Annotated in this window: 19 protein-coding genes; 8 read left to right on the top strand and 11 right to left on the bottom strand. The window is 64.8% G+C overall.

Going from position 1 to position 17,395, the window contains the following annotated elements; genetic code table 11:
- The first annotated feature begins 70 nt into the window (after positions 1 to 70).
- The 4 genes from E6B08_RS29725 to E6B08_RS29710 all read left to right on the top strand — a co-directional run bounded on the left by E6B08_RS29725 (position 71) and on the right by E6B08_RS29710 (position 2,391).
- Positions 71 to 238, top strand: a complete 168-nt coding sequence (locus E6B08_RS29725) for a rubredoxin (protein WP_128321935.1) — start codon at positions 71 to 73, stop codon at positions 236 to 238.
- Between the two features lie 16 nt (positions 239 to 254).
- Positions 255 to 1,403 carry an NAD(P)/FAD-dependent oxidoreductase gene (locus tag E6B08_RS29720; RefSeq protein WP_136917234.1) on the top strand — a complete coding sequence of 383 codons (1,149 nt, stop codon included), beginning with the start codon at positions 255 to 257 and terminating at the stop codon, positions 1,401 to 1,403.
- A 188-nt stretch (positions 1,404 to 1,591) separates the two neighbouring features.
- Positions 1,592 to 1,891, top strand: coding sequence for an HU family DNA-binding protein (locus tag E6B08_RS29715; protein WP_136917233.1), 300 nt, complete (start codon positions 1,592 to 1,594; stop codon positions 1,889 to 1,891).
- Between the two features lie 125 nt (positions 1,892 to 2,016).
- Positions 2,017 to 2,391 carry an SCP2 sterol-binding domain-containing protein gene (locus tag E6B08_RS29710; protein WP_136917232.1) on the top strand — a complete coding sequence of 125 codons (375 nt, stop codon included), beginning with the start codon at positions 2,017 to 2,019 and terminating at the stop codon, positions 2,389 to 2,391.
- Positions 2,392 to 2,424: 33 nt separating this feature from the next.
- On the opposite strand, the gene E6B08_RS29705 is transcribed toward E6B08_RS29710, so the two are convergent.
- The 6 genes from E6B08_RS29705 to exbB all read right to left on the bottom strand — a co-directional run bounded on the left by E6B08_RS29705 (position 2,425) and on the right by exbB (position 9,156).
- Positions 2,425 to 3,828, bottom strand: coding sequence for an HDOD domain-containing protein (locus E6B08_RS29705; RefSeq protein WP_136917231.1), 1,404 nt, complete (start codon positions 3,826 to 3,828; stop codon positions 2,425 to 2,427).
- Positions 3,829 to 3,906: 78 nt separating this feature from the next.
- Positions 3,907 to 5,985, bottom strand: coding sequence for an ATP-dependent DNA helicase RecG (gene recG, locus E6B08_RS29700; RefSeq protein WP_136917230.1), 2,079 nt, complete (start codon positions 5,983 to 5,985; stop codon positions 3,907 to 3,909).
- Between the two features lie 3 nt (positions 5,986 to 5,988).
- Positions 5,989 to 6,915 carry a hydrogen peroxide-inducible genes activator gene (locus E6B08_RS29695; protein ID WP_054884745.1) on the bottom strand — a complete coding sequence of 309 codons (927 nt, stop codon included), beginning with the start codon at positions 6,913 to 6,915 and terminating at the stop codon, positions 5,989 to 5,991.
- A gap of 94 nt (positions 6,916 to 7,009) precedes the next feature.
- Entirely contained in the window at positions 7,010 to 7,741 is a 732-nt protein-coding gene (locus tag E6B08_RS29690; RefSeq protein WP_136917229.1) for an energy transducer TonB, read from the bottom strand.
- Complete coding sequence (gene exbD / locus E6B08_RS29685) at positions 7,738 to 8,166, bottom strand: TonB system transport protein ExbD (RefSeq protein ID WP_136917228.1); 429 nt, start codon at positions 8,164 to 8,166, stop codon at positions 7,738 to 7,740. The genes E6B08_RS29690 and exbD overlap by 4 nt, the downstream gene beginning before the upstream one ends.
- A gap of 3 nt (positions 8,167 to 8,169) precedes the next feature.
- The gene (exbB, locus tag E6B08_RS29680) at positions 8,170 to 9,156 is read right to left on the bottom strand and encodes a tonB-system energizer ExbB (RefSeq protein ID WP_136917227.1); all 987 of its coding nucleotides are present in this window, start codon (positions 9,154 to 9,156) and stop codon (positions 8,170 to 8,172) included.
- On the opposite strand from exbB, the gene E6B08_RS30935 reads away from it, so the two are divergent.
- Positions 9,155 to 9,328 carry a hypothetical protein gene (locus E6B08_RS30935; RefSeq protein WP_192938604.1) on the top strand — a complete coding sequence of 58 codons (174 nt, stop codon included), beginning with the start codon at positions 9,155 to 9,157 and terminating at the stop codon, positions 9,326 to 9,328. The two genes, exbB and E6B08_RS30935, sit on opposite strands and share 2 nt — an antisense overlap.
- A gap of 24 nt (positions 9,329 to 9,352) precedes the next feature.
- Entirely contained in the window at positions 9,353 to 10,210 is an 858-nt protein-coding gene (locus E6B08_RS29675; RefSeq protein WP_136917226.1) for an NAD-dependent epimerase/dehydratase family protein, read from the top strand.
- A gap of 40 nt (positions 10,211 to 10,250) precedes the next feature.
- Here the strand turns inward: E6B08_RS29675 and E6B08_RS29670 are convergent, their stop codons facing one another.
- The 5 genes from E6B08_RS29670 to E6B08_RS29650 all read right to left on the bottom strand — a co-directional run bounded on the left by E6B08_RS29670 (position 10,251) and on the right by E6B08_RS29650 (position 15,021).
- A complete protein-coding gene (locus E6B08_RS29670; protein ID WP_136917225.1) occupies positions 10,251 to 10,982 on the bottom strand; it encodes a hypothetical protein in 732 nt (243 codons plus the stop codon).
- Positions 10,983 to 11,037: 55 nt separating this feature from the next.
- Positions 11,038 to 11,418, bottom strand: coding sequence for a RidA family protein (locus E6B08_RS29665; protein ID WP_009684531.1), 381 nt, complete (start codon positions 11,416 to 11,418; stop codon positions 11,038 to 11,040).
- Positions 11,419 to 11,441: 23 nt separating this feature from the next.
- Positions 11,442 to 13,550, bottom strand: a complete 2,109-nt coding sequence (spoT, locus tag E6B08_RS29660; protein WP_136917224.1) for a bifunctional GTP diphosphokinase/guanosine-3',5'-bis pyrophosphate 3'-pyrophosphohydrolase — start codon at positions 13,548 to 13,550, stop codon at positions 11,442 to 11,444.
- A 59-nt stretch (positions 13,551 to 13,609) separates the two neighbouring features.
- Entirely contained in the window at positions 13,610 to 13,873 is a 264-nt protein-coding gene (rpoZ, locus tag E6B08_RS29655; protein ID WP_016394025.1) for a DNA-directed RNA polymerase subunit omega, read from the bottom strand.
- A gap of 275 nt (positions 13,874 to 14,148) precedes the next feature.
- Entirely contained in the window at positions 14,149 to 15,021 is an 873-nt protein-coding gene (locus tag E6B08_RS29650) for a LysR family transcriptional regulator (protein ID WP_136917223.1), read from the bottom strand.
- Positions 15,022 to 15,228: 207 nt separating this feature from the next.
- Here E6B08_RS29650 and E6B08_RS29645 point away from each other — a divergent pair, with 207 nt between their 5' ends.
- Together E6B08_RS29645 and E6B08_RS29640 are read left to right on the top strand one after the other, a co-directional pair.
- On the top strand, positions 15,229 to 16,611 hold the full coding sequence (locus tag E6B08_RS29645) for a glutamine synthetase family protein (protein ID WP_136917222.1): 1,383 nt from the start codon (positions 15,229 to 15,231) through the stop codon (positions 16,609 to 16,611).
- 4 nt (positions 16,612 to 16,615) lie between these two features.
- On the top strand, positions 16,616 to 17,389 hold the full coding sequence (locus tag E6B08_RS29640; protein ID WP_136917221.1) for a gamma-glutamyl-gamma-aminobutyrate hydrolase family protein: 774 nt from the start codon (positions 16,616 to 16,618) through the stop codon (positions 17,387 to 17,389).
- Positions 17,390 to 17,395 lie beyond the last annotated feature (6 nt).

Here is a 17,395-nt window from a genome sequence, read left to right as displayed (position 1 = left end):
AGCGGGCTTGCCCGCGAAAGGGCCGTCAGCTGCAACACACAGCCTGAGTCCGTACCGAGGAACAACACCCATGAAAAAGTGGCAATGCATCGTATGCGGCTTGATCTACGACGAGGCCGAAGGCTGGCCTGACGACGGCATCGCCCCCGGCACCCGCTGGGAAGATGTGCCTGAAGACTGGCTATGCCCCGATTGCGGCGTAGGTAAGATCGACTTCGAAATGATCGCCATCGGCTGATTGAGGAATGCCCCACATGACGTCTCCCGTGGTAATCGTCGGTACCGGCCTCGCCGGCTACAACCTGGCCCGCGAATTGCGCAAGCTCGACCAGCAGACCCCGCTGCTGCTGATTACCGCCGATGACGGTCGTTCCTATTCCAAGCCCATGCTCTCCACCGGCTTCGCCAAGCAGAAGGACGCCGATGGCTTGAGCATGGCCGAACCCGGTGCCATGGCCGAGCAGCTCGACGCCGAGATCCGCACCCATACCCGCATCAGCGGCTTCGACCCCGGACACAAGCGCCTGTGGATCGGCGAGGAGGCCGTGAGCTACCGCGACCTGGTGCTGGCGCTGGGCGCCCAGACCGTGCAGGTGCCCATCGAAGGCGATGCGGCCGAGTGGATATTCCCGGTCAACGACCTCGAGGACTACGCCCGCCTGCGTGCAGCCGCTGCAGGCAAGCGACGGGTACTGATTCTCGGCGCCGGCCTGATCGGCTGCGAATTTGCCAACGACATGCGCCTGGGCGGCTTCGAGGTCGATGTGGTGGCGCCTTGCGAGCAGGTCATGCCGACCCTGCTGCATCCAGCAGCCGCGGCAGCGGTGCAGGCCGGTCTGCAAGGCTTGGGCGTGCGTTTTCACCTCGGGCCGGTGCTGACCCGTTTGCAGCAGGTGACAGACGGGCTGGAGGCGCATCTTTCCGATGGCCGGGTGATCGCCTGCGACCTGGTGGTGTCGGCCATCGGTTTGCGACCGCGCACCGAACTTGCCGCGGCAGCCGGTTTGCAGGTCAATCGCGGCGTGGTGGTGGACCGCGAACTGCGCACCAGCCACCAGAACATCTTCGCCCTGGGCGATTGCGCCGAGGTCGATGGCATCAACCTGCTCTACGTGATGCCCTTGATGACCTGTGCCCGCGCCCTGGCCAAGACCCTCGCCGGCAACCCGACGGCGGTCAGCTACGGGCCGATGCCGGTCACCGTGAAAACCCCAGCCTGCCCGCTGGTGGTATCGCCTCCTCCGTTGGGGCGCGAAGGCAATTGGCAGGTCGAAGGGCAGGGCAGCGACCTCAAGGTGCTCTGCCACGGCGCCGATGGGCAGCTGTTGGGTTATGCGCTGACCGGCGAGGCGGTCATGGAGAAGCTGGCGCTGAATCGGCAGTTGCCACCCCTGATGGCGTGAATAGCGGGCGTTCTGTCGGAATTGTCCTGTTATTGCCTGCACAATGGCCGCGCAGATACTGGCGCAGCCCCCGATGGCGTGCCATTCTCAGTCGCGTCTGCCGCAGTTTAGAGCCTGCGGCGCCTTGGACGCCGCCCTTCGGGTGGCACGGCAATAACAACAAGAATTCCCGTCAAAGAGGCTTCACTATGCGTAAACCAGAACTCGCCGCCGTCATCGCCGAAAAGGCCGATCTGACCAAGGAAAAGGCCAATCAGGTGCTGAACGCGATTCTCGACAGCATCACCGGTGCCCTGAACAAGGACACCGTGACCCTGGTCGGCTTCGGTACCTTCGAAAAACGTCATCGTGGTGCCCGCACCGGCAAGAACCCGCAAACCGGCCAGCCGGTGAAGATCAAGGCCAGCAACACCGTCGCCTTCAAGCCGGGCAAGAACCTGCGCGACAGCGTCAACACCCCAGCCAAGCCGGGCAAGAAAGGCAAGTGATCGCCTAGCGGGCCATCCTCCAGCCGACGGGCGCCCCCGGGCGCCTGTTGCAGCTTCATGCAGATAATTCGTTCAAAAAAAGGCTAAACTCCGCGCTTCAGTCATTTTTCAACCGAGGCGCGTTGATGAAGTTTCGTTTCCTGCTCTGGGCCATGGGGCTGTTGATGGCCAGGGCCAGCCGTAACAACCCCGCATTCCAGCAGCAGCTCAAGGACAAGGACCTGGTGTTCCAGATGCAAACGCTGGACGGTAAGGTCGCGCGGCATTTCATCGTCAGTGACGAGCGCGTCAGCAGCAAGGGCGGTACCCATCCGCAACCGGCGTTCGCCATCGCCTTCAAGGACGCCGCCTACGGTTTCGCCACCCTGCAGGCCAGCAACAAGCAGCTGGCGTTCATGCAGGGCATCCAGGACAAGCACATCCAGATCAAGGGCAATCCGGCGTTGGTGATGTGGTTCCAGGGCCTGATGAAGTACCTGAAACCGAAAAAGAAGGGCTGAAATCCCTGGGGCCGCATGGCGGCCCCAATGACCTCACTGCGGGGTGTTGAACTGCGATGCCAGTTCGCGCAGCAGCGCTTCGGCTTCCAGCACCTTGCTCACCACTTCCTCGGCCTTGTCGCGGGTGATTCCCAGGCGATCGAGCAGCTCATCAGGAATCGCCGCCTGCGGCCCCGAGCCGATACCCCGGGCGCGCAGCAGGCGGGTAGCCAGGCACACCAGGTTGGGGAAGGCCGCGTACTCGCCGTCGTAGCTCGGGTCATGCTGGAAGCGCAGGGCCTTGGTGAGTTCCTCGGGCATGTCCCACAGGTTCATCAGCCAGGCGCCGATCTGTTCGCGGCTGATGCCCAGCAGGTGCTGTTCGACGAACGTGTGGCACAGGTGCGGGTTGACCTCCAGGTGCCGGCAGATCAACGAGAAGTGTGGCGGGAACACGTGCGCCAGCAGCAGGTAACCGAAGTTGTGCAGCAACCCGGCGAGGTAGGTCAGGCCCGCTTCCGGCCGCTCTGCGCGTGGCATTGCGCGGGTCAGGCCTTCGATCACGGCGGCCGTGTAGATCGATTGCTGCCAGTACGGGGTGGCCTGTTGCGGGTGATCCTTGGGCAGCGTCAGGGTCTTGTCCAGGGCCAGGCCCAGGGCCAGGTTGATCACCAGGTCGAAACCCAGCACACGCACGATGGCGTCTTCGACCGAGCGGATCTTGCCGGGCGAGGCGTAGTAGGGCGAGGCCGCCCAGCTGACCACCTGGGCGGCCAGGGCCGGGTCGGTCTCGACCACGCCGGTGATGTCGTCGATGCTGGCGTTGGGGTCCACACGCAGCTTGATGATCTTTTGCGCGGTGTCGGCCAGCGGTGGGATCTCGATGGTTTCTTCCAGGCGCTTCTGGATGCGCCGGGCGGTGAATGCCTGCACCGCCTGGGTGATTTCACGCGGGTCGTCATCCGGGCGGTCGAAGTTGGGGCGGATATCGCGAATCGGCTGGCCGAAGCTGCCGGCGCTGGCCTTGCTGAGCATGCGCTGGAAGGCGCTGCGCTCGATCTCGAGCAACAGGCCGGCCTCGCCGGACTCGATCAGCAGTGTTTCTTCTTCCAGCAGCCGGGCCTCGTACAGGCACGGCGAGCTGGTCAGCGCGGGAATCGCCGGCAGGGCCTTGAGGTGGTGCTTTTCCAGCATCTGCTTCAGGCGCGCCACCGGCACGGCCTTGAGCTTGCGGCCGGTCAGTTCTTCCAGGCGCTGCAGGTCCAGCAGTTTGCTGCGCGGGAACAGCACCAGCAAGGCGCCGACCTCATCGTCGACGAGGATCGCCTGGACCCGCGATGCCGCCGGCAAGCCCGGCTGCTCAGGCACCTCGCGGTAGGCGACCTTGAGCTTGTCGAGCAACAAGCGGATGACAGACGGGGCGTGTGGGGTTGCGGTGTCCAGGGCAACTTCAGTCATGGCCTGTATCCAGTGAACGTTTCAAACGCGAAGTATAACCAGCCTGCCCGGCAAGCTGGATCCAATATGAGACGATCCTCACACTTGTCCATATTGCTGCCCATGGCGCAGCCAGCGGTCGAGCAATGGGCTGACGTGGTCGGGCCAGTGCGCCAGCAAAGCTTGTGCGGCATCGCGCACGGCCGGCAACAGGTCGGCGTCGCGCATCAGGTCGGCCACCTTAAATTGCAGCAGACCGGTCTGGCGTGTGCCGAGCATCTCGCCCGGTCCGCGCAGCTCCAGGTCTTTCTCGGCGATGACGAAGCCGTCATTGGTTTCGCGCATGATCCCCAGGCGTTCGCGGCCAATTTGCGACAACGGCGGATGGTAGAGCAGCACGCAGTGGCTGACCGCGCTGCCCCGGCCAACCCGACCGCGTAGCTGGTGCAACTGGGCAAGGCCGAGGCGTTCGGGGTTCTCGATGATCATCAGGCTGGCATTGGGTACGTCCACGCCAACCTCGATGACCGTGGTGGCGACCAGCAACTGCAGGTTGCCCTGCTTGAACTCGGCCATGACCGCGGCCTTTTCCGCAGGCTTCATGCGCCCGTGGATCAGGCCCACACGCAGTTCGCCCAGGGCGCTGCCCAGTTCCTCGTAGGTGCTTTCGGCGGCCTGGCAGGTGAGTTCTTCGGATTCCTCGATCAAGGTGCATACCCAGTAGGCCTGGCGCCCCTCGGCGCAGGCGGCGCGCACCCGCTCGACCACTTCGAAGCGGCGGCTGTCGGCGACCAGCACGGTATTGACCGGCGTGCGCCCCGGCGGCAGTTCGTCGAGCACCGAGGTGTCGAGGTCGGCGTAGGCGCTCATCGCCAGGGTTCGCGGAATCGGCGTGGCGGTCATGATCAACTGGTGCGGGCAGAGCTCGCCGGCCACGCCTTTCTTGCGCAATGCCAGGCGCTGCTGCACGCCGAAACGGTGCTGTTCGTCGATGATCGCCAGGGCCAGGTGCTTGAACTGCACTTCTTCCTGGAACAACGCATGGGTGCCGACCACCATCGGCGCGCCGCCGGCGATCTGTTCCAGCGCACTGGCGCGTGCCTTGCCCTTGAGCTTGCCGGCCAGCCAGGCGACGTCCAGGCCCAGCGGCTCGAGCCAGCGCTTGAAGGTGATGTAATGCTGCTCGGCGAGGATCTCGGTGGGCGCCATCAACGCCACCTGGTAACCGGCTTCCAGCGCCTGCAGCGCTGCGAGGGCGGCGACCACGGTCTTGCCGGCGCCGACGTCGCCCTGCACCAGGCGCATCATCGGCTCGGCCTGGCTCAGGTCGTAGGCGATTTCGTTGGCTACCCGCTGCTGCGCGCCGGTGGGCTTGAAGCCCAGGTTGGCCAGGTACTGGGCCTGCAGGCGGTTGGCCTTGGGCAGCACTGGCGCTCGCAGGCTGCGCAGGCTTTCACGCAGGCGCTGCTGCGACAGCTGGTGGGTCAGCAACTCTTCGAAGGCCAGGCGGTGCTGGGCCCAGTGCTGGCCCTCGGCAAGTTCGTCGAGATCGGCGTCGGCCGGTGGGTTGTGCAGGTAGCGGATAGCATCGTCCAGCGGCGCCAGATGATAGTCACGGGCCAACTGGTCGGGCAGCCAGTCCGGCAGGCTGCGCGGGCCAAGCATGCCCAGGCTCTGCTGGCACAGCATGCGCAGACGCTGCTGAGTGAGCCCCTCGGTGGTCGGGTAGATCGGCGTCAGTGTCTGTTCGACCGGCGGCGCCGGCTCGTCGCCATTCAGGGCACGGTATTCGGGGTGGTAGATTTCCAGGCCCGAGGCGCCTGGGCGGGCCTCGCCATAGCAGCGTAGGTGGGTGCCGCGCTTGAGGCCTTCCTTCTGCGCATTGCTGAAGTGGTAGAAGCGCAGGCTCAGCGTGCCCGTGCCGTCACCCAGGCGCACCACCAGGCTGCGGCGCTTGCCCATGGTCACGTCGGCGCCGCTGACCACGCCCTCGATCACTGCGTCCTGGCCTGGACGCAGGGCTCCGATCGGCACCACGCGGGTGCGGTCCTGATAGCGCAGCGGCAGGTGGAACAGCACGTCCTGCAGGTTCTCCAGGCCGACCTTGGCGAGTTTCTCGGCCATGGCGTCGCCAACGCCCTTGAGGGCCGTCACCGAGACCTTCGACAGCTCACTCATGGGTCAGGCCGGCTGTTCCACGGGCGGCTTGGCGACCGAGCAGAGGCGGATCGAGTCGGCGAGGATCTCGATGGCCTTCGGCCGCGGGAAGCTGGCACGCCAGGCGATGGCTACGGTGCGGAACGGCGCGGGCGGGGTGAGCGGGCGCACTTCGATGACCCCCGGGGCATAGTGATGGCTATGCACGGCCGACAGCGGCAGGATCGAAACGCCCAGACCCGAGGCGACCATGTGGCGGATGGTTTCCAGCGAGCTGGACTCCACCGTGGTGTGCTTGGAGCCTTCGCCGCCCTTGTTCAGGGTTGGGCAGGCTTCGAGCACCTGGTCGCGGAAGCAGTGTCCCTCGCCAAGCAGCAGCAGGCTCTTGTCGTTGAGCATGGCGGTGTCGATGGTTTTTTTCGCGGTCCACGGATGGTCGGCCGGCATCAACGCGCAGAAGGGCTCGTCGTACAGCGGCAGGGTGAGCACGTCGGCTTCATTGAAGGGCAGGGCGATGATCACCGCATCCAGTTCGCCGTTACGCAGCTTCTCGCGCAGCACGTGGGTGAAATTCTCTTCGATGTACAGCGGCATCTGTGGCGCCACCCGGTGCAACTGCGGGATCAGGTGCGGGAACAGATACGGGCCGACGGTATAGATGGCCCCGACCTTCAGCGGCGCGGTGAGCTGATTCTTGCCGGCCTGGGCCAGTTCGCGGATGCCCTGGGCCTGCTCCAGCACCTTTTGTGCCTGGGCGACGATGCTTTCGCCGACCGGCGTCAGGCGCACCGCGCTCTTGCTGCGTTCGAAGATCAGCACGCCAAGCTCGTCCTCGAGCTTCTTCACACCGACCGACAAGGTGGGCTGGCTGACATGGCAACGCTCGGCGGCGTGGCCGAAGTGCTGCTCCTGGGCGAGTGTGACGATGTAGCGTAATTCTGTGAGGGTCATAACGTGCGTCCATGAAGTTGCGGCCCCAGCATAGCGGCTGCAATCGATAGACGCACGTTATCAGACTTGCTGTTGTGTGACAGAAACAAAAGCGTCAGCGACGGTCCAGCGAGTAGACGAACGGCGCTACCACCTCGATCGTGCCATTGGTCAGCAACTCGGGCGGCGGCTTGGGCACGGTACCGGCACGACGGATCATTTCCATCGTGGCGCGATCCAGCGCTGCGCTGCCGGAGCCTCCGGCCATCGAATACGACACCACCTTGCCTTCGGCGTCGACCACGAAGCGCAGTCGGTTGATGCCTTGCAGGCCGCGACGGCGTGCGTCTTCCGGGTAACGCTTGTACTTCGCCAGGTGGCGCAGCAGATCGCTCTGCCAGGTCGGCAGGGCCTTGCTGTTGGACGCGATGCTCGGCGCCGGCGCCGCGGATTTCTGCGGTGGCTCGTTGCTGGGCGGTGCGTCGACCACGTCCTCGGTCGGCGGCGCTTCCTTCGGCGGCTCAGGCTTTTTCTCGGGCTTGGGCGGCTGGGGCTTGGCCTTCGGCTTGGGCGGCTTGGGGATGGCGATCTTGGGCTTCGGGGCTTCCGCAAGCTTGGGCAGCGGAGGTTCCTCGACCGGTGCCGGTGGCTGTGGGGCCGCTTTCGGGGGAGGCGGTGGCGCAGGCTCCGGCAGGGGTGCCAGTTCGACCATCATGGCCGCCGGAGGCAGCTCGACGGCTTGTGGCACCGACCAGTTGAGCGTGAGCAGCACAGCGACAACATGGACACCCAGCACGAGCGCCAGGCTGCCGCTGTAACGCGCCAGATTGTGCCGCGTCTTCGTCATTTCTTGGCTGCCGTCTCGAGACCTACCAGACCGACCTTGAGGTAGCCGGCCGCGCGCATGGTGTTCATCACTTCCATCAGGTCACCGTAGTCCACGCCTTTGTCGGCCTGGAAGAAGATGGTGGTTTCCTTGTCTCCCTTGGTCTTGGCGTCGAGCATCGGGCCAAGCTGTTCGGTGGCAGGTACCTGATCGTCGCCGACGTACAGCTTCTTGTCGGCCTTGACGCTGACGAACACCGGTTTCTCGGGCCTCGGCGCCGGCTTGGCGGTCGAGGCCGGCAGGTCGACCTTGATGTCGACCGTGGCCAGTGGGGCTGCGACCATGAAGATGATCAGCAGTACCAGCATCACGTCGATGAACGGTGTGACGTTGATTTCGTGGTTCTCGGCGAGGTCGTCGCCACCTTCGTTGAGATGCAGGCCCATGGTTTACCCCACTTTCACCATGTGCGGGGCAGCGCGCTCGCTGCCCTGGTGGTCGAGGTCGCGGCTGACCAGCAGCAGCACCTGTGCCGAAGCGTCGGAGACCTGAGCCTTGTAGCCGGCGATGGAGCGGGCGAAGACGTTGTAGATGACCACGGCCGGGATCGCTGCGACCAGGCCCAGGGCGGTGGCCAGCAGGGCTTCGGCGATGCCCGGGGCAACCACTGCGAGGTTGGTGGTCTGGGTCTTGGCGATACCGATGAAGCTGTTCATGATGCCCCAGACGGTACCGAACAGACCGACGAACGGCGCGGTGGAACCGATGGTGGCGAGCACGCCGGTGCCGCTGCTCATGGTGCGGCCGCTGGCAGCTACCAGGCGCTCGAGGCGGAAGCTGACACGCTCCTTGATGCCTTCCTTCTCGCGGGCGTTGGCCGACAGGCGCATTTCCTCGAGGGCGTCATGCACCAGGGTGTGGGCCAGGGTGCCTTCCTTCTTGGAGGCGTCGCTGGCGTCCTTGAGGGTGGCGGACTTCTTCAGGACCTCGATTTCACCGCGCAGGCGACGCTTGGCGCCCATCAGCTCGAAGCCCTTGGCGATCCAGATGGTCCAGGTGATGATCGAGGCGATGGCCAGGCCGATCATCACGGCCTTCACGACGATGTCGGCGTTCTTGTACATGCCCCATGGGGACAGGTCGTGGGCCATGCCCAGCGAGGTGTCCTCGACCAGCGCTTGGACGTTCTCGGCGGCTGGCGCCTCTGCACCTTCTACCGGCGCCGGGGCGTCGATGCCCTGGGCGGGTGCCTGCGCATCGGCGGCTGGCGCTGCCGGGGCGGCTGGCGCGCTGGCGGCTACCGGAGCGGCTGCGGCGTTGGCGGTTGGTTCATCCGCCATCGCGACCGGGGCCAGCGCCAGGCTGAGGGTCAGCGCGGCGATGGCGCGCCAGGCGCGCGGCATGGTTGGCGAAGCGGAAGGTTGAGTACGTGTCATGCTGGCCGGACCTGATGAAGAAGTAGAAAGGGTTAGCGTTCTTCAAGGCCTCGAAGCAGGCCGAGAACAAAATAGGGTGCCATTATTGCAAGTAATTCTTGTTAACAAAAGTAATGATGTTGCTTTTTTCGTTATTGGTGTACCCGCCTATCGTGTAATCCTGCTGGTCTGATCCTTTGGTCTAGGGAGTTTTTCGATGTCAGACCTTTCGGCAATGATCGTGGGTTGTGGTGATGTAGGTGGTCGTCTGGCCCGTCAGCTGTTGGCACGTGGCTGGCAGGTGAGCGGCCTGCGGCGCTCGGTTTCGCAGCTACCCGAGGGGGTCGCGCCCGTGGCCGCCGACCTCGGCCAGCCTGAGATTCCCGCCGCGTGGCCGCAGCGTGCGCCGGACTATCTGGTGTATTGCGTGGCTGCCAGCCAGCACGACGAGGCCGGCTACAAGTCGGCCTATGTCGAAGGCTTGCGGCATGTGCTGGGTTGGTTGGCCGAACGCGGCCAGCGACCGCGTCGCTTGCTGTTCGTGTCCAGCAGCAGTGTGTTCGCGCAAAAGGATGGCGAGTGGATCGACGAGACCGCCGCCACGGACCCCGAGGGTTATTCCGGACGGGTCATGCTCGAAGCCGAGGGCCTGGCACTGGCCGGCGGCATTCCTGCCAGCGTGGTGCGCCTGACCGGTATCTACGGGCCAGGCCGCGAGTGGCTGTTGAGCCAGGTGCGCCAGGGCTACCGGGTGGTCGAGGAGCCGCCTTTGTATGGCAATCGCATCCACGCCGAGGACGCGGCAAGCCTGCTGGCTTTCCTGCTGCAAGCCGATGTCGAGGGCGTGGCGCTGGAGGATTGCTACATCGGCGTCGATGACGATCCGGCGCCCCTGGCCGATGTAGTTGCCTGGTTGCGTGGGTACATGGGCGTCACCCAGTGGTCCGATGAGCAGCGGGTGCGGCGTACTGGCAGCAAGCGCTGCAGCAATGCTCGGGCGCGGAAGTTGGGCTGGGCGCCGGTGTATCCGAGTTACAAGGAAGGGTACGCGGCGATTCTGGCCGGCGAGGGCTGAGCTAGGGCCGCTCCCACAGGGTGCGTGCCGGGTTGGCGGATCAATCCCGCTCCAGCACCCACTGCTTGGCACCGGCCGCCAACTGTGGAATATCGTTGGCCTGTGCGGTATTGACCGCCTTGAAGATCTCCAGCGTGTCGCCATCGCGCTTGAAGATGAACGGCGCACCGCGCTGGTTGCGCTCCAGCCACAGGCTGTCATTGCTGCCGCCCATGCTCGCGCAGTCGCCGGCCAGGCACAGGGCATAGCGGTCCGGGCCAGGCAGGCCGGTCACGCCGCCATTGTCGGCAAAGCGCACCACGGCGCCTTTGCCTTCGCCTTCGACGATCTTCCAGTCACCGCCCAGATAGGCCTGGTACAGCGCCTTTTCGAAGCTGCTGCCCAACGGCGCATTGGCGGCGGGTGCCTGCTTGGCGCGGACGAAGCTCCGCTTGGCGCCCGAAGTGTCGGTGGCGACCAGTTCATCGCCGTCGAGCGCGAGCTGCTCGGTCTGGCCGTCGCCGAAGCTGGCTTGCCATTGCTTCTGGTTGGCGCTCAACTGGCCGTCGGCGGCCTCGAAGCCATTGCTGTAGCTGGCGCGTTGGTCGGTCACGTTCAGCTGCCATTCGAACACCGGGCCATGTTCGTCGAGGGCCTGGCGCAGACTGTCACCTTTGACGGCTGCAGAGATGGCGTCCTGGTTGATCCAGGTGCCGTTGTAATCTTCGGGTTTGTGGCTGGCGCAACCGCCCAGGAGCAGGGCCGCCAGCGCGAGAGGCAAGGCATGACGCATGGTGGGATAACCTTGGGGCAGGAGGTGACGGGCAGATGGCCCGTCACCGGAGGCATCATTCGATGACCAGAATGGCGTCCATTTCGACCTGGGCGCCTTTCGGCAGGGCAGCAACGCCAATGGCGGCGCGAGCCGGATACGGCTGCTCGAAGTAGCGGCCCATCACTTCGTTGACCTTGGCGAAGTGGCTCAGGTCGGTGAGGAAGATGTTCAGCTTGACGATGTCCTTGAACGAACCGCCGGCGGCTTCGGCCACGGCCTTGAGGTTCTCGAACACCTGGACGGTCTGGGCTTCGAAGCCCTCGACCAGCTCCATGGTCTTCGGATCCAGCGGGATCTGGCCGGACATGTACACGGTGTTGCCGGCCTTGATCGCCTGGGAATAGGTGCCGATGGCGGCAGGGGCCTTGTCGCTGTTGATGACGGTCTTGCTCATGATGACTCCTTGCGGTTGGCGGACTACGTACGCATCCGGGTGATGCGGACCACGCCGGTCAGCGTACGCAGTTTCTTGATCACACGAGCCAGGTGCACGCGGTCATGCACGCTGACCACCAGCTGGACCACGCTGATACGGCCGTCGCGTTCGTCCATGCTGATCTTCTCGATGTTGCCGTCGGCGGCGTTCACGCTGCTGGCGAGCAGGGCGATCAGGCCGCGCTGGTGTTCAAGTTCGACGCGCAGTTCGACGTTGAATTCGCCAGTGATGTCCTTGGCCCAGGAGAGCTGCACGCACTTCTCCGGGTTATGGCGAATTTCACTGATGTTGCGACAGTTTTCCAGGTGCACGACCATGCCCTTGCCCGCCGACAGGTGGCCGACGATCGGGTCGCCCGGGATCGGCGTGCAGCACTTGGCGTAGCTGAGCACCAGGCCTTCGGTGCCGCGGATGGCCAGCGGGCCTTCCGGGGCAGGCAACTGCTCGCCTTCGGCCGACAGCAGGCGCCGCGCGACCACGTAGGCCATGCGGTTGCCCAGGCCGATGTCCTCGAGCAGGTCTTCGATCAGTTCCACCCGGTACTCGGCGAGCACGGCCTGGACGCGCTCCTGCGGGATCTTCTCCAGGCTGCTCTCGAAGCCAGTGAGTACCTTGTTCAGCAGGCGCTCGCCGAGGCTGATCGACTCGGAGCGACGTTGCTGCTTGAGGGCGTGGCGGATGTGCGTGCGCGCCTTGCCGGTGACCACGAAGTTGAGCCAGGCCGGATTCGGTCGTGCCCCCGGTGCGCTGACGATTTCCACCGTCGAGCCGCTTTGCAGCGGTTCGGACAGCGGCGCCAGGCGGCGGTTGATGCGGCAGGCGATGCAACTGTTGCCGACGTCGGTGTGCACCGCATAGGCGAAGTCGACGGCCGTGGAGCCTTTGGGCAGCTCCATGATCCGCCCCTTGGGCGTGAACACATAGACCTCGTCCGGGAACAGGTCGATCTTCACGCTCTCGATGAATTCCAGCGAGTTGCCGGCGCGCTGCTGCAGCTCGAGGATGCCCTTGACCCACTGGCGGGCACGGGCATGGCTGCCCTTGGGCTGCTCGTCGTCGTTGGACTTGTACAGCCAGTGCGCGGCGATGCCGTTGTTGGCCATCTCTTCCATTTCGCGGGTGCGGATCTGGATCTCGATGGGCACGCCATGCATGCCGAACAGCGTGGTGTGCAACGACTGGTAGCCGTTGGCCTTGGGGATCGCGATGTAGTCCTTGAAGCGACCGGGCAGGGGCTTGTACAGGTTGTGCACGGCGCCGAGCACGCGATAGCAGGTGTCGACCTTGTCGACGATGATGCGGAAGGCGTACACGTCCATGATCTCGTTGAAGGCGCGACGCTTGCCGCGCATCTTCTTGTAGATGCCATAGAGGTGTTTCTGCCGGCCGCTGACCTCGCCCTCGATGCCATCGGCGGCCAGGCAGTTGGCCAGCGAGTGCTCGATCTTGGCGACGATTTCCTTGCGGTTGCCGCGTGCGCTCTTGACTGCCCGGTGGATCAGCGCCGAGCGCATCGGGTGCATGGCCTTGAAGCCGAGGTCCTCGAACTCCACGCGCACGGTGTGCATGCCCAGGCGGTTGGCGATGGGGGCGTAGATCTCGAGGGTTTCCTTGGCGATGCGCCGGCGTTTTTCACCGGACAGCACTTCCAGGGTGCGCATGTTGTGCAGGCGGTCGGCGAGCTTGACCAGGATCACGCGGATGTCGCGTGCCATGGCCATGGCCATCTTCTGGAAGTTCTCGGCCTGGGCCTCGGCCTTGGTCTCGAAGTTCATCTGGGTCAGCTTGCTGACCCCATCGACCAGCTCGGCCACGGTCTCGCCAAATTGCTGGCTGAGGGCTTCCTTGGCGATGCCGGTGTCTTCGATCACGTCGTGCAGCATGGCGGCCATCAGGCTTTGATGGTCCATGTGCATGTCGGCGAGGATGCTGGCCACGGCCAGGGGATGGGTCACGTAGGGCTCGCCACTGCGGCGGCGTTGCCCATCGTGTGCCTGTTCGGCGTAGAAATAGGCCCGGCGAACCAGGTTGACCTGTTCGGGGCCCAGGTAGGTCGACAGCCGTTCGGCTAAGGCTTCTATGCCCGGCATGACTTCACCTCTTGCCGAGGAAGAGGGCCATTTGCCGCGCGACGTCGACCAGGCATCAATCAGACAGCCTCGTTGGACTCGTCCTCGAACGCGGCGAAGACCGGATCCTCGGTAACGATCTCTTCGGCGGCGATGAATTCAGGGGTAACGATGCCTTCGGCGATCTCGCGCAGGGCGACGACGGTCGGCTTGTCGTTTTCCCACGCTACGCGTGGCTCCTTGCCGCCGGTAGCCAGCTGGCGGGCGCGCTTGGTCGAGAGCATGACCAGCTCAAAGCGGTTATCCACGTGTTCCAGGCAGTCTTCAACAGTTACGCGGGCCATGGTCTTCCTCAGTAGCAAATGCGGTAGGCGTGCAACCCAATATGGGCAGGCGGACTCGATAGTTTAAAAAATCACCAGCCAATAGGGAAGCGCTGTTTTGTCGGGAGGCTCCGTGCAGGTTTCTTCGCGGGTAAACCCGCTCCTACAGGAACTGCGTCGTCCTCAGGCACACAATCGCACCTGTGGGAGCGGGTTTACCCGCGAAAGGGCCGTAGCAGACACCCTGAACGCCTGGTTCCGACGATAACGCCAGCAGCCCCTGAAACACAACACCCTCAGAGCATCGCGCCACGCAACCGTGGGGTCAGCTCCTCGAACAGCGTCTGCACCGAACGCAATGCCCGGCAATCGGGGCGGGTCAGTAGCCACAGCTGGGTGTCGCAGCCGGCCAGAGGGCCGCTCAGCGCATCGACCCCAGGCAGGGCATCGACCATGTAGTCGGGCAGCGCCGCCACGCCCAGGCCGGCGCTCACCAGTTGGGCGATGGTCGACATGCCGCTGCACTGGTAGCGCGGGCTGAGCCCGGGGTATTGCTGGTTGCGCCAGACCACCGTGGGGTGGTCCTGCATCGAGTCGTCCGGGGCGATCCACGGCACGCTGGCGGCGGCTTCGGCCAGGCGCTCGCGCCACTGCGGCTGGCCGCAGATCACGTACGAGGTGGAGCCCAGGCAGCGCCCCACGAGGTGTTCGGGCGGCGTGTTGGTCAGGCGCAGGGCGATGTCGGCGTCGCGTCGGCTGAGGTTGGCGAAGGTGTTGGAGGTGCCCATTTCCAGCGACAGCGCCGGGTAATTGGGCATGAATTCGGCCAACGCCGGCAGCAGCAGGCTGTGCATCACGGCCTCGGTGCAGGTCAGGCGCACCGTGCCGCTGACCACCTGTTCGCCACTGCTCATGGCGATGCGCGCCGCCTCCAGCGCCTGCTCGGCGCGCTCGGCCTGCTCGGCCAGGGCCTGGGCGGTGTCGGTCGGCAGGTAGCCCTTGCGGCTCTTGACGAACAGCGCCGTGCCCAGTGCCGACTCCAGGCGACGGATCGAGCGGAACACCGTCGAGACGTCGACCTTGAGCAGTTCGGCGGCCTTGGCCAATGAGCGACCGCGTTCCAGGGCCAGGACCAGGGAGAGGTCGGCATGGGTGATCTGATATTGCATTGGTGCACGCTCTGCTTGCCGAATTGCCAATGTCTGTTGCGTTGGGGCCATTTTATAGTGAAACGGCCCCCGGGAATCAATGCATCCGGTCGGGCGACCAATCCCCACGATGGGAAAGTGAAAAGAACAACAGCTGCAACCATCGTCGCCCGTGAGGCGCCAGCCGTATCCCCCCACATCGCCGCAGCACATCAAAGGATGTACACCATGACGTCGGTCACCCCGTGCGCCAGTTCCTCCAGCGAGATGAATGACTTCCTCCAGGCCCATCCGGATACGCAGTACGTCGACCTGCTGATCTCCGACATGAATGGCGTGGTACGCGGCAAGCGCATCGAGCGGGCCAGCTTGCACAAGGTGTACGAAAAAGGCATCAACCTGCCGGCGTCGCTGTTCGCCCTGGATATCAACGGCTCGACTGTGGAAAGCACTGGCCTTGGCCTGGACATCGGCGATGCCGACCGCATCTGTTTCCCGATTGCCGGCACGCTGTCGGACGAGCCTTGGCAGAAACGCCCCACCGCCCAGCTGCTGATGACCATGCACGAACTGGACGGCGCACCGTTCTTCGCCGACCCGCGCGAGGTGCTGCGCCAGGTGGTGAGCCGGTTCGACGACCTGGGCCTGGACATCTGCGCGGCGTTCGAGCTGGAGTTCTACCTGATCGACCAGGACAACCTCAACGGTCGGCCGCAGCCGCCGCGCTCGCCGATTTCCGGCAAGCGCCCGCAGTCGACCCAGGTGTACCTGATCGACGACCTCGACGAATACGCCGACTGCCTCCAGGACATGCTCGAAGCCGCCAAGGAGCAGGGCCTGCCGGCCGATGCCATCGTCAAGGAAAGCGCCCCGGCGCAGTTCGAGGTCAACCTCCATCACGTGGCCGATCCGTTGAAGGCCTGCGACTACGCGATCCTGCTCAAGCGCCTGATCAAGAACGTCGCCTACGACCACGAGATGGACACCACCTTCATGGCCAAGCCCTACCCGGGCCAGGCCGGCAACGGCCTGCACGTGCACATCTCGCTGCTCGACAAGAAAACCGGCAAGAACATCTTCGCCAGTGCCGACCCGCTCGAAAGCGACGCGCTGCGCCACGCCATCGGCGGTGTGCTGGAAACCATGCCGGCGTCGATGGCGTTCCTCTGCCCGAACATCAACTCGTACCGCCGCTTCGGTGCGCAGTTCTACGTACCCAATGCGCCAAGCTGGGGCCTGGACAACCGCACCGTGGCGGTCCGCGTGCCGACCGACAGCAGCGACAACGTGCGCATCGAGCACCGGGTGGCGAGCGCCGATGCCAACCCGTACCTGATGCTCGCGTCGATCCTGGCCGGCATCCATCACGGCCTGACCCGCAAGATCGAGCCCGGCGCGCCGATCGAAGGCAACGCCTACGAGCAACTGGAGCAGAGCCTGCCGAACAACCTGCGCGACGCTCTGCGTGCGCTGGACGACAGCGAAGTGCTCAACCAATACATCAGCCCGGACTACATCGACATCTTCGTGGCCTGCAAGGAGAGTGAACTGGCCGAGTTCGAAGTCTCGATCTCGGACCTCGAGTACAACTGGTACCTGCACACGGTGTAAGCCCATGAGCGCAAATGCGGTCCCCTTGATCGGTGTCAGCGCCTGCCGCCAGCAGGTGGGCAAGAACCCGTCGCACACGGTCGGCGACAAGTATGTGGAGGCCGCGGCGTTCGCCGGGTTGCCGCTGATCCTGCCGGCCCGTGATGGCGGCAGCGATAGCCAGGCGTTGCTGGCGCGGCTCGATGGCATTCTTTTCACAGGTTCCCCTTCAAATGTCGAACCGCATCATTACAATGGCGCCCCCAGCGCGGAAGGGACCCGGCACGACCAGGCGCGTGACCGCCTGACCCTGCCGCTGCTGCGCGGCGCGATTGCCGCCGGCGTGCCGGTGATGTGCATCTGCCGTGGCTTCCAGGAGCTCAATGTGGCCCTGGGCGGCAGCCTGCACCAGCGCGTGCAGGACCTGCCGGGCTACCTGGATCACCGCGAACCTGAGGATGCACCCCTGGAGGTGCAGTATGGCCCTCGTCATGCCGTCAGCGTCGAAGCTGGTGGACTGTTCGAGCGCCTTGGCCTGGCCGCGCAGTTCGAGGTCAACTCGCTGCACAGCCAGGGCATCGACCGCTTGGCCGCTGGCCTGCGTGTCGAGGCACGGGCCCCGGATGGCCTGATCGAAGCGGTGTCGATGCCTGATGCGCCGGGCCTGGTGCTCGGCGTGCAGTGGCACCCGGAATGGCGTTTCACCGAAAACCCGGTCTCGCTGCGCCTGTTCCAGGCGTTTCGCGAGGCCTGCATTGCCCATGCTGCGCGGGTCGACCGGGCAGCGAGCCTTCAATGAGTGGAA

Source organism: Pseudomonas putida, from assembly GCF_005080685.1.
Taxonomy (GTDB): domain Bacteria; phylum Pseudomonadota; class Gammaproteobacteria; order Pseudomonadales; family Pseudomonadaceae; genus Aquipseudomonas; species Aquipseudomonas putida_V.
This window is presented reverse-complemented; position numbering and strand designations above follow the sequence as displayed.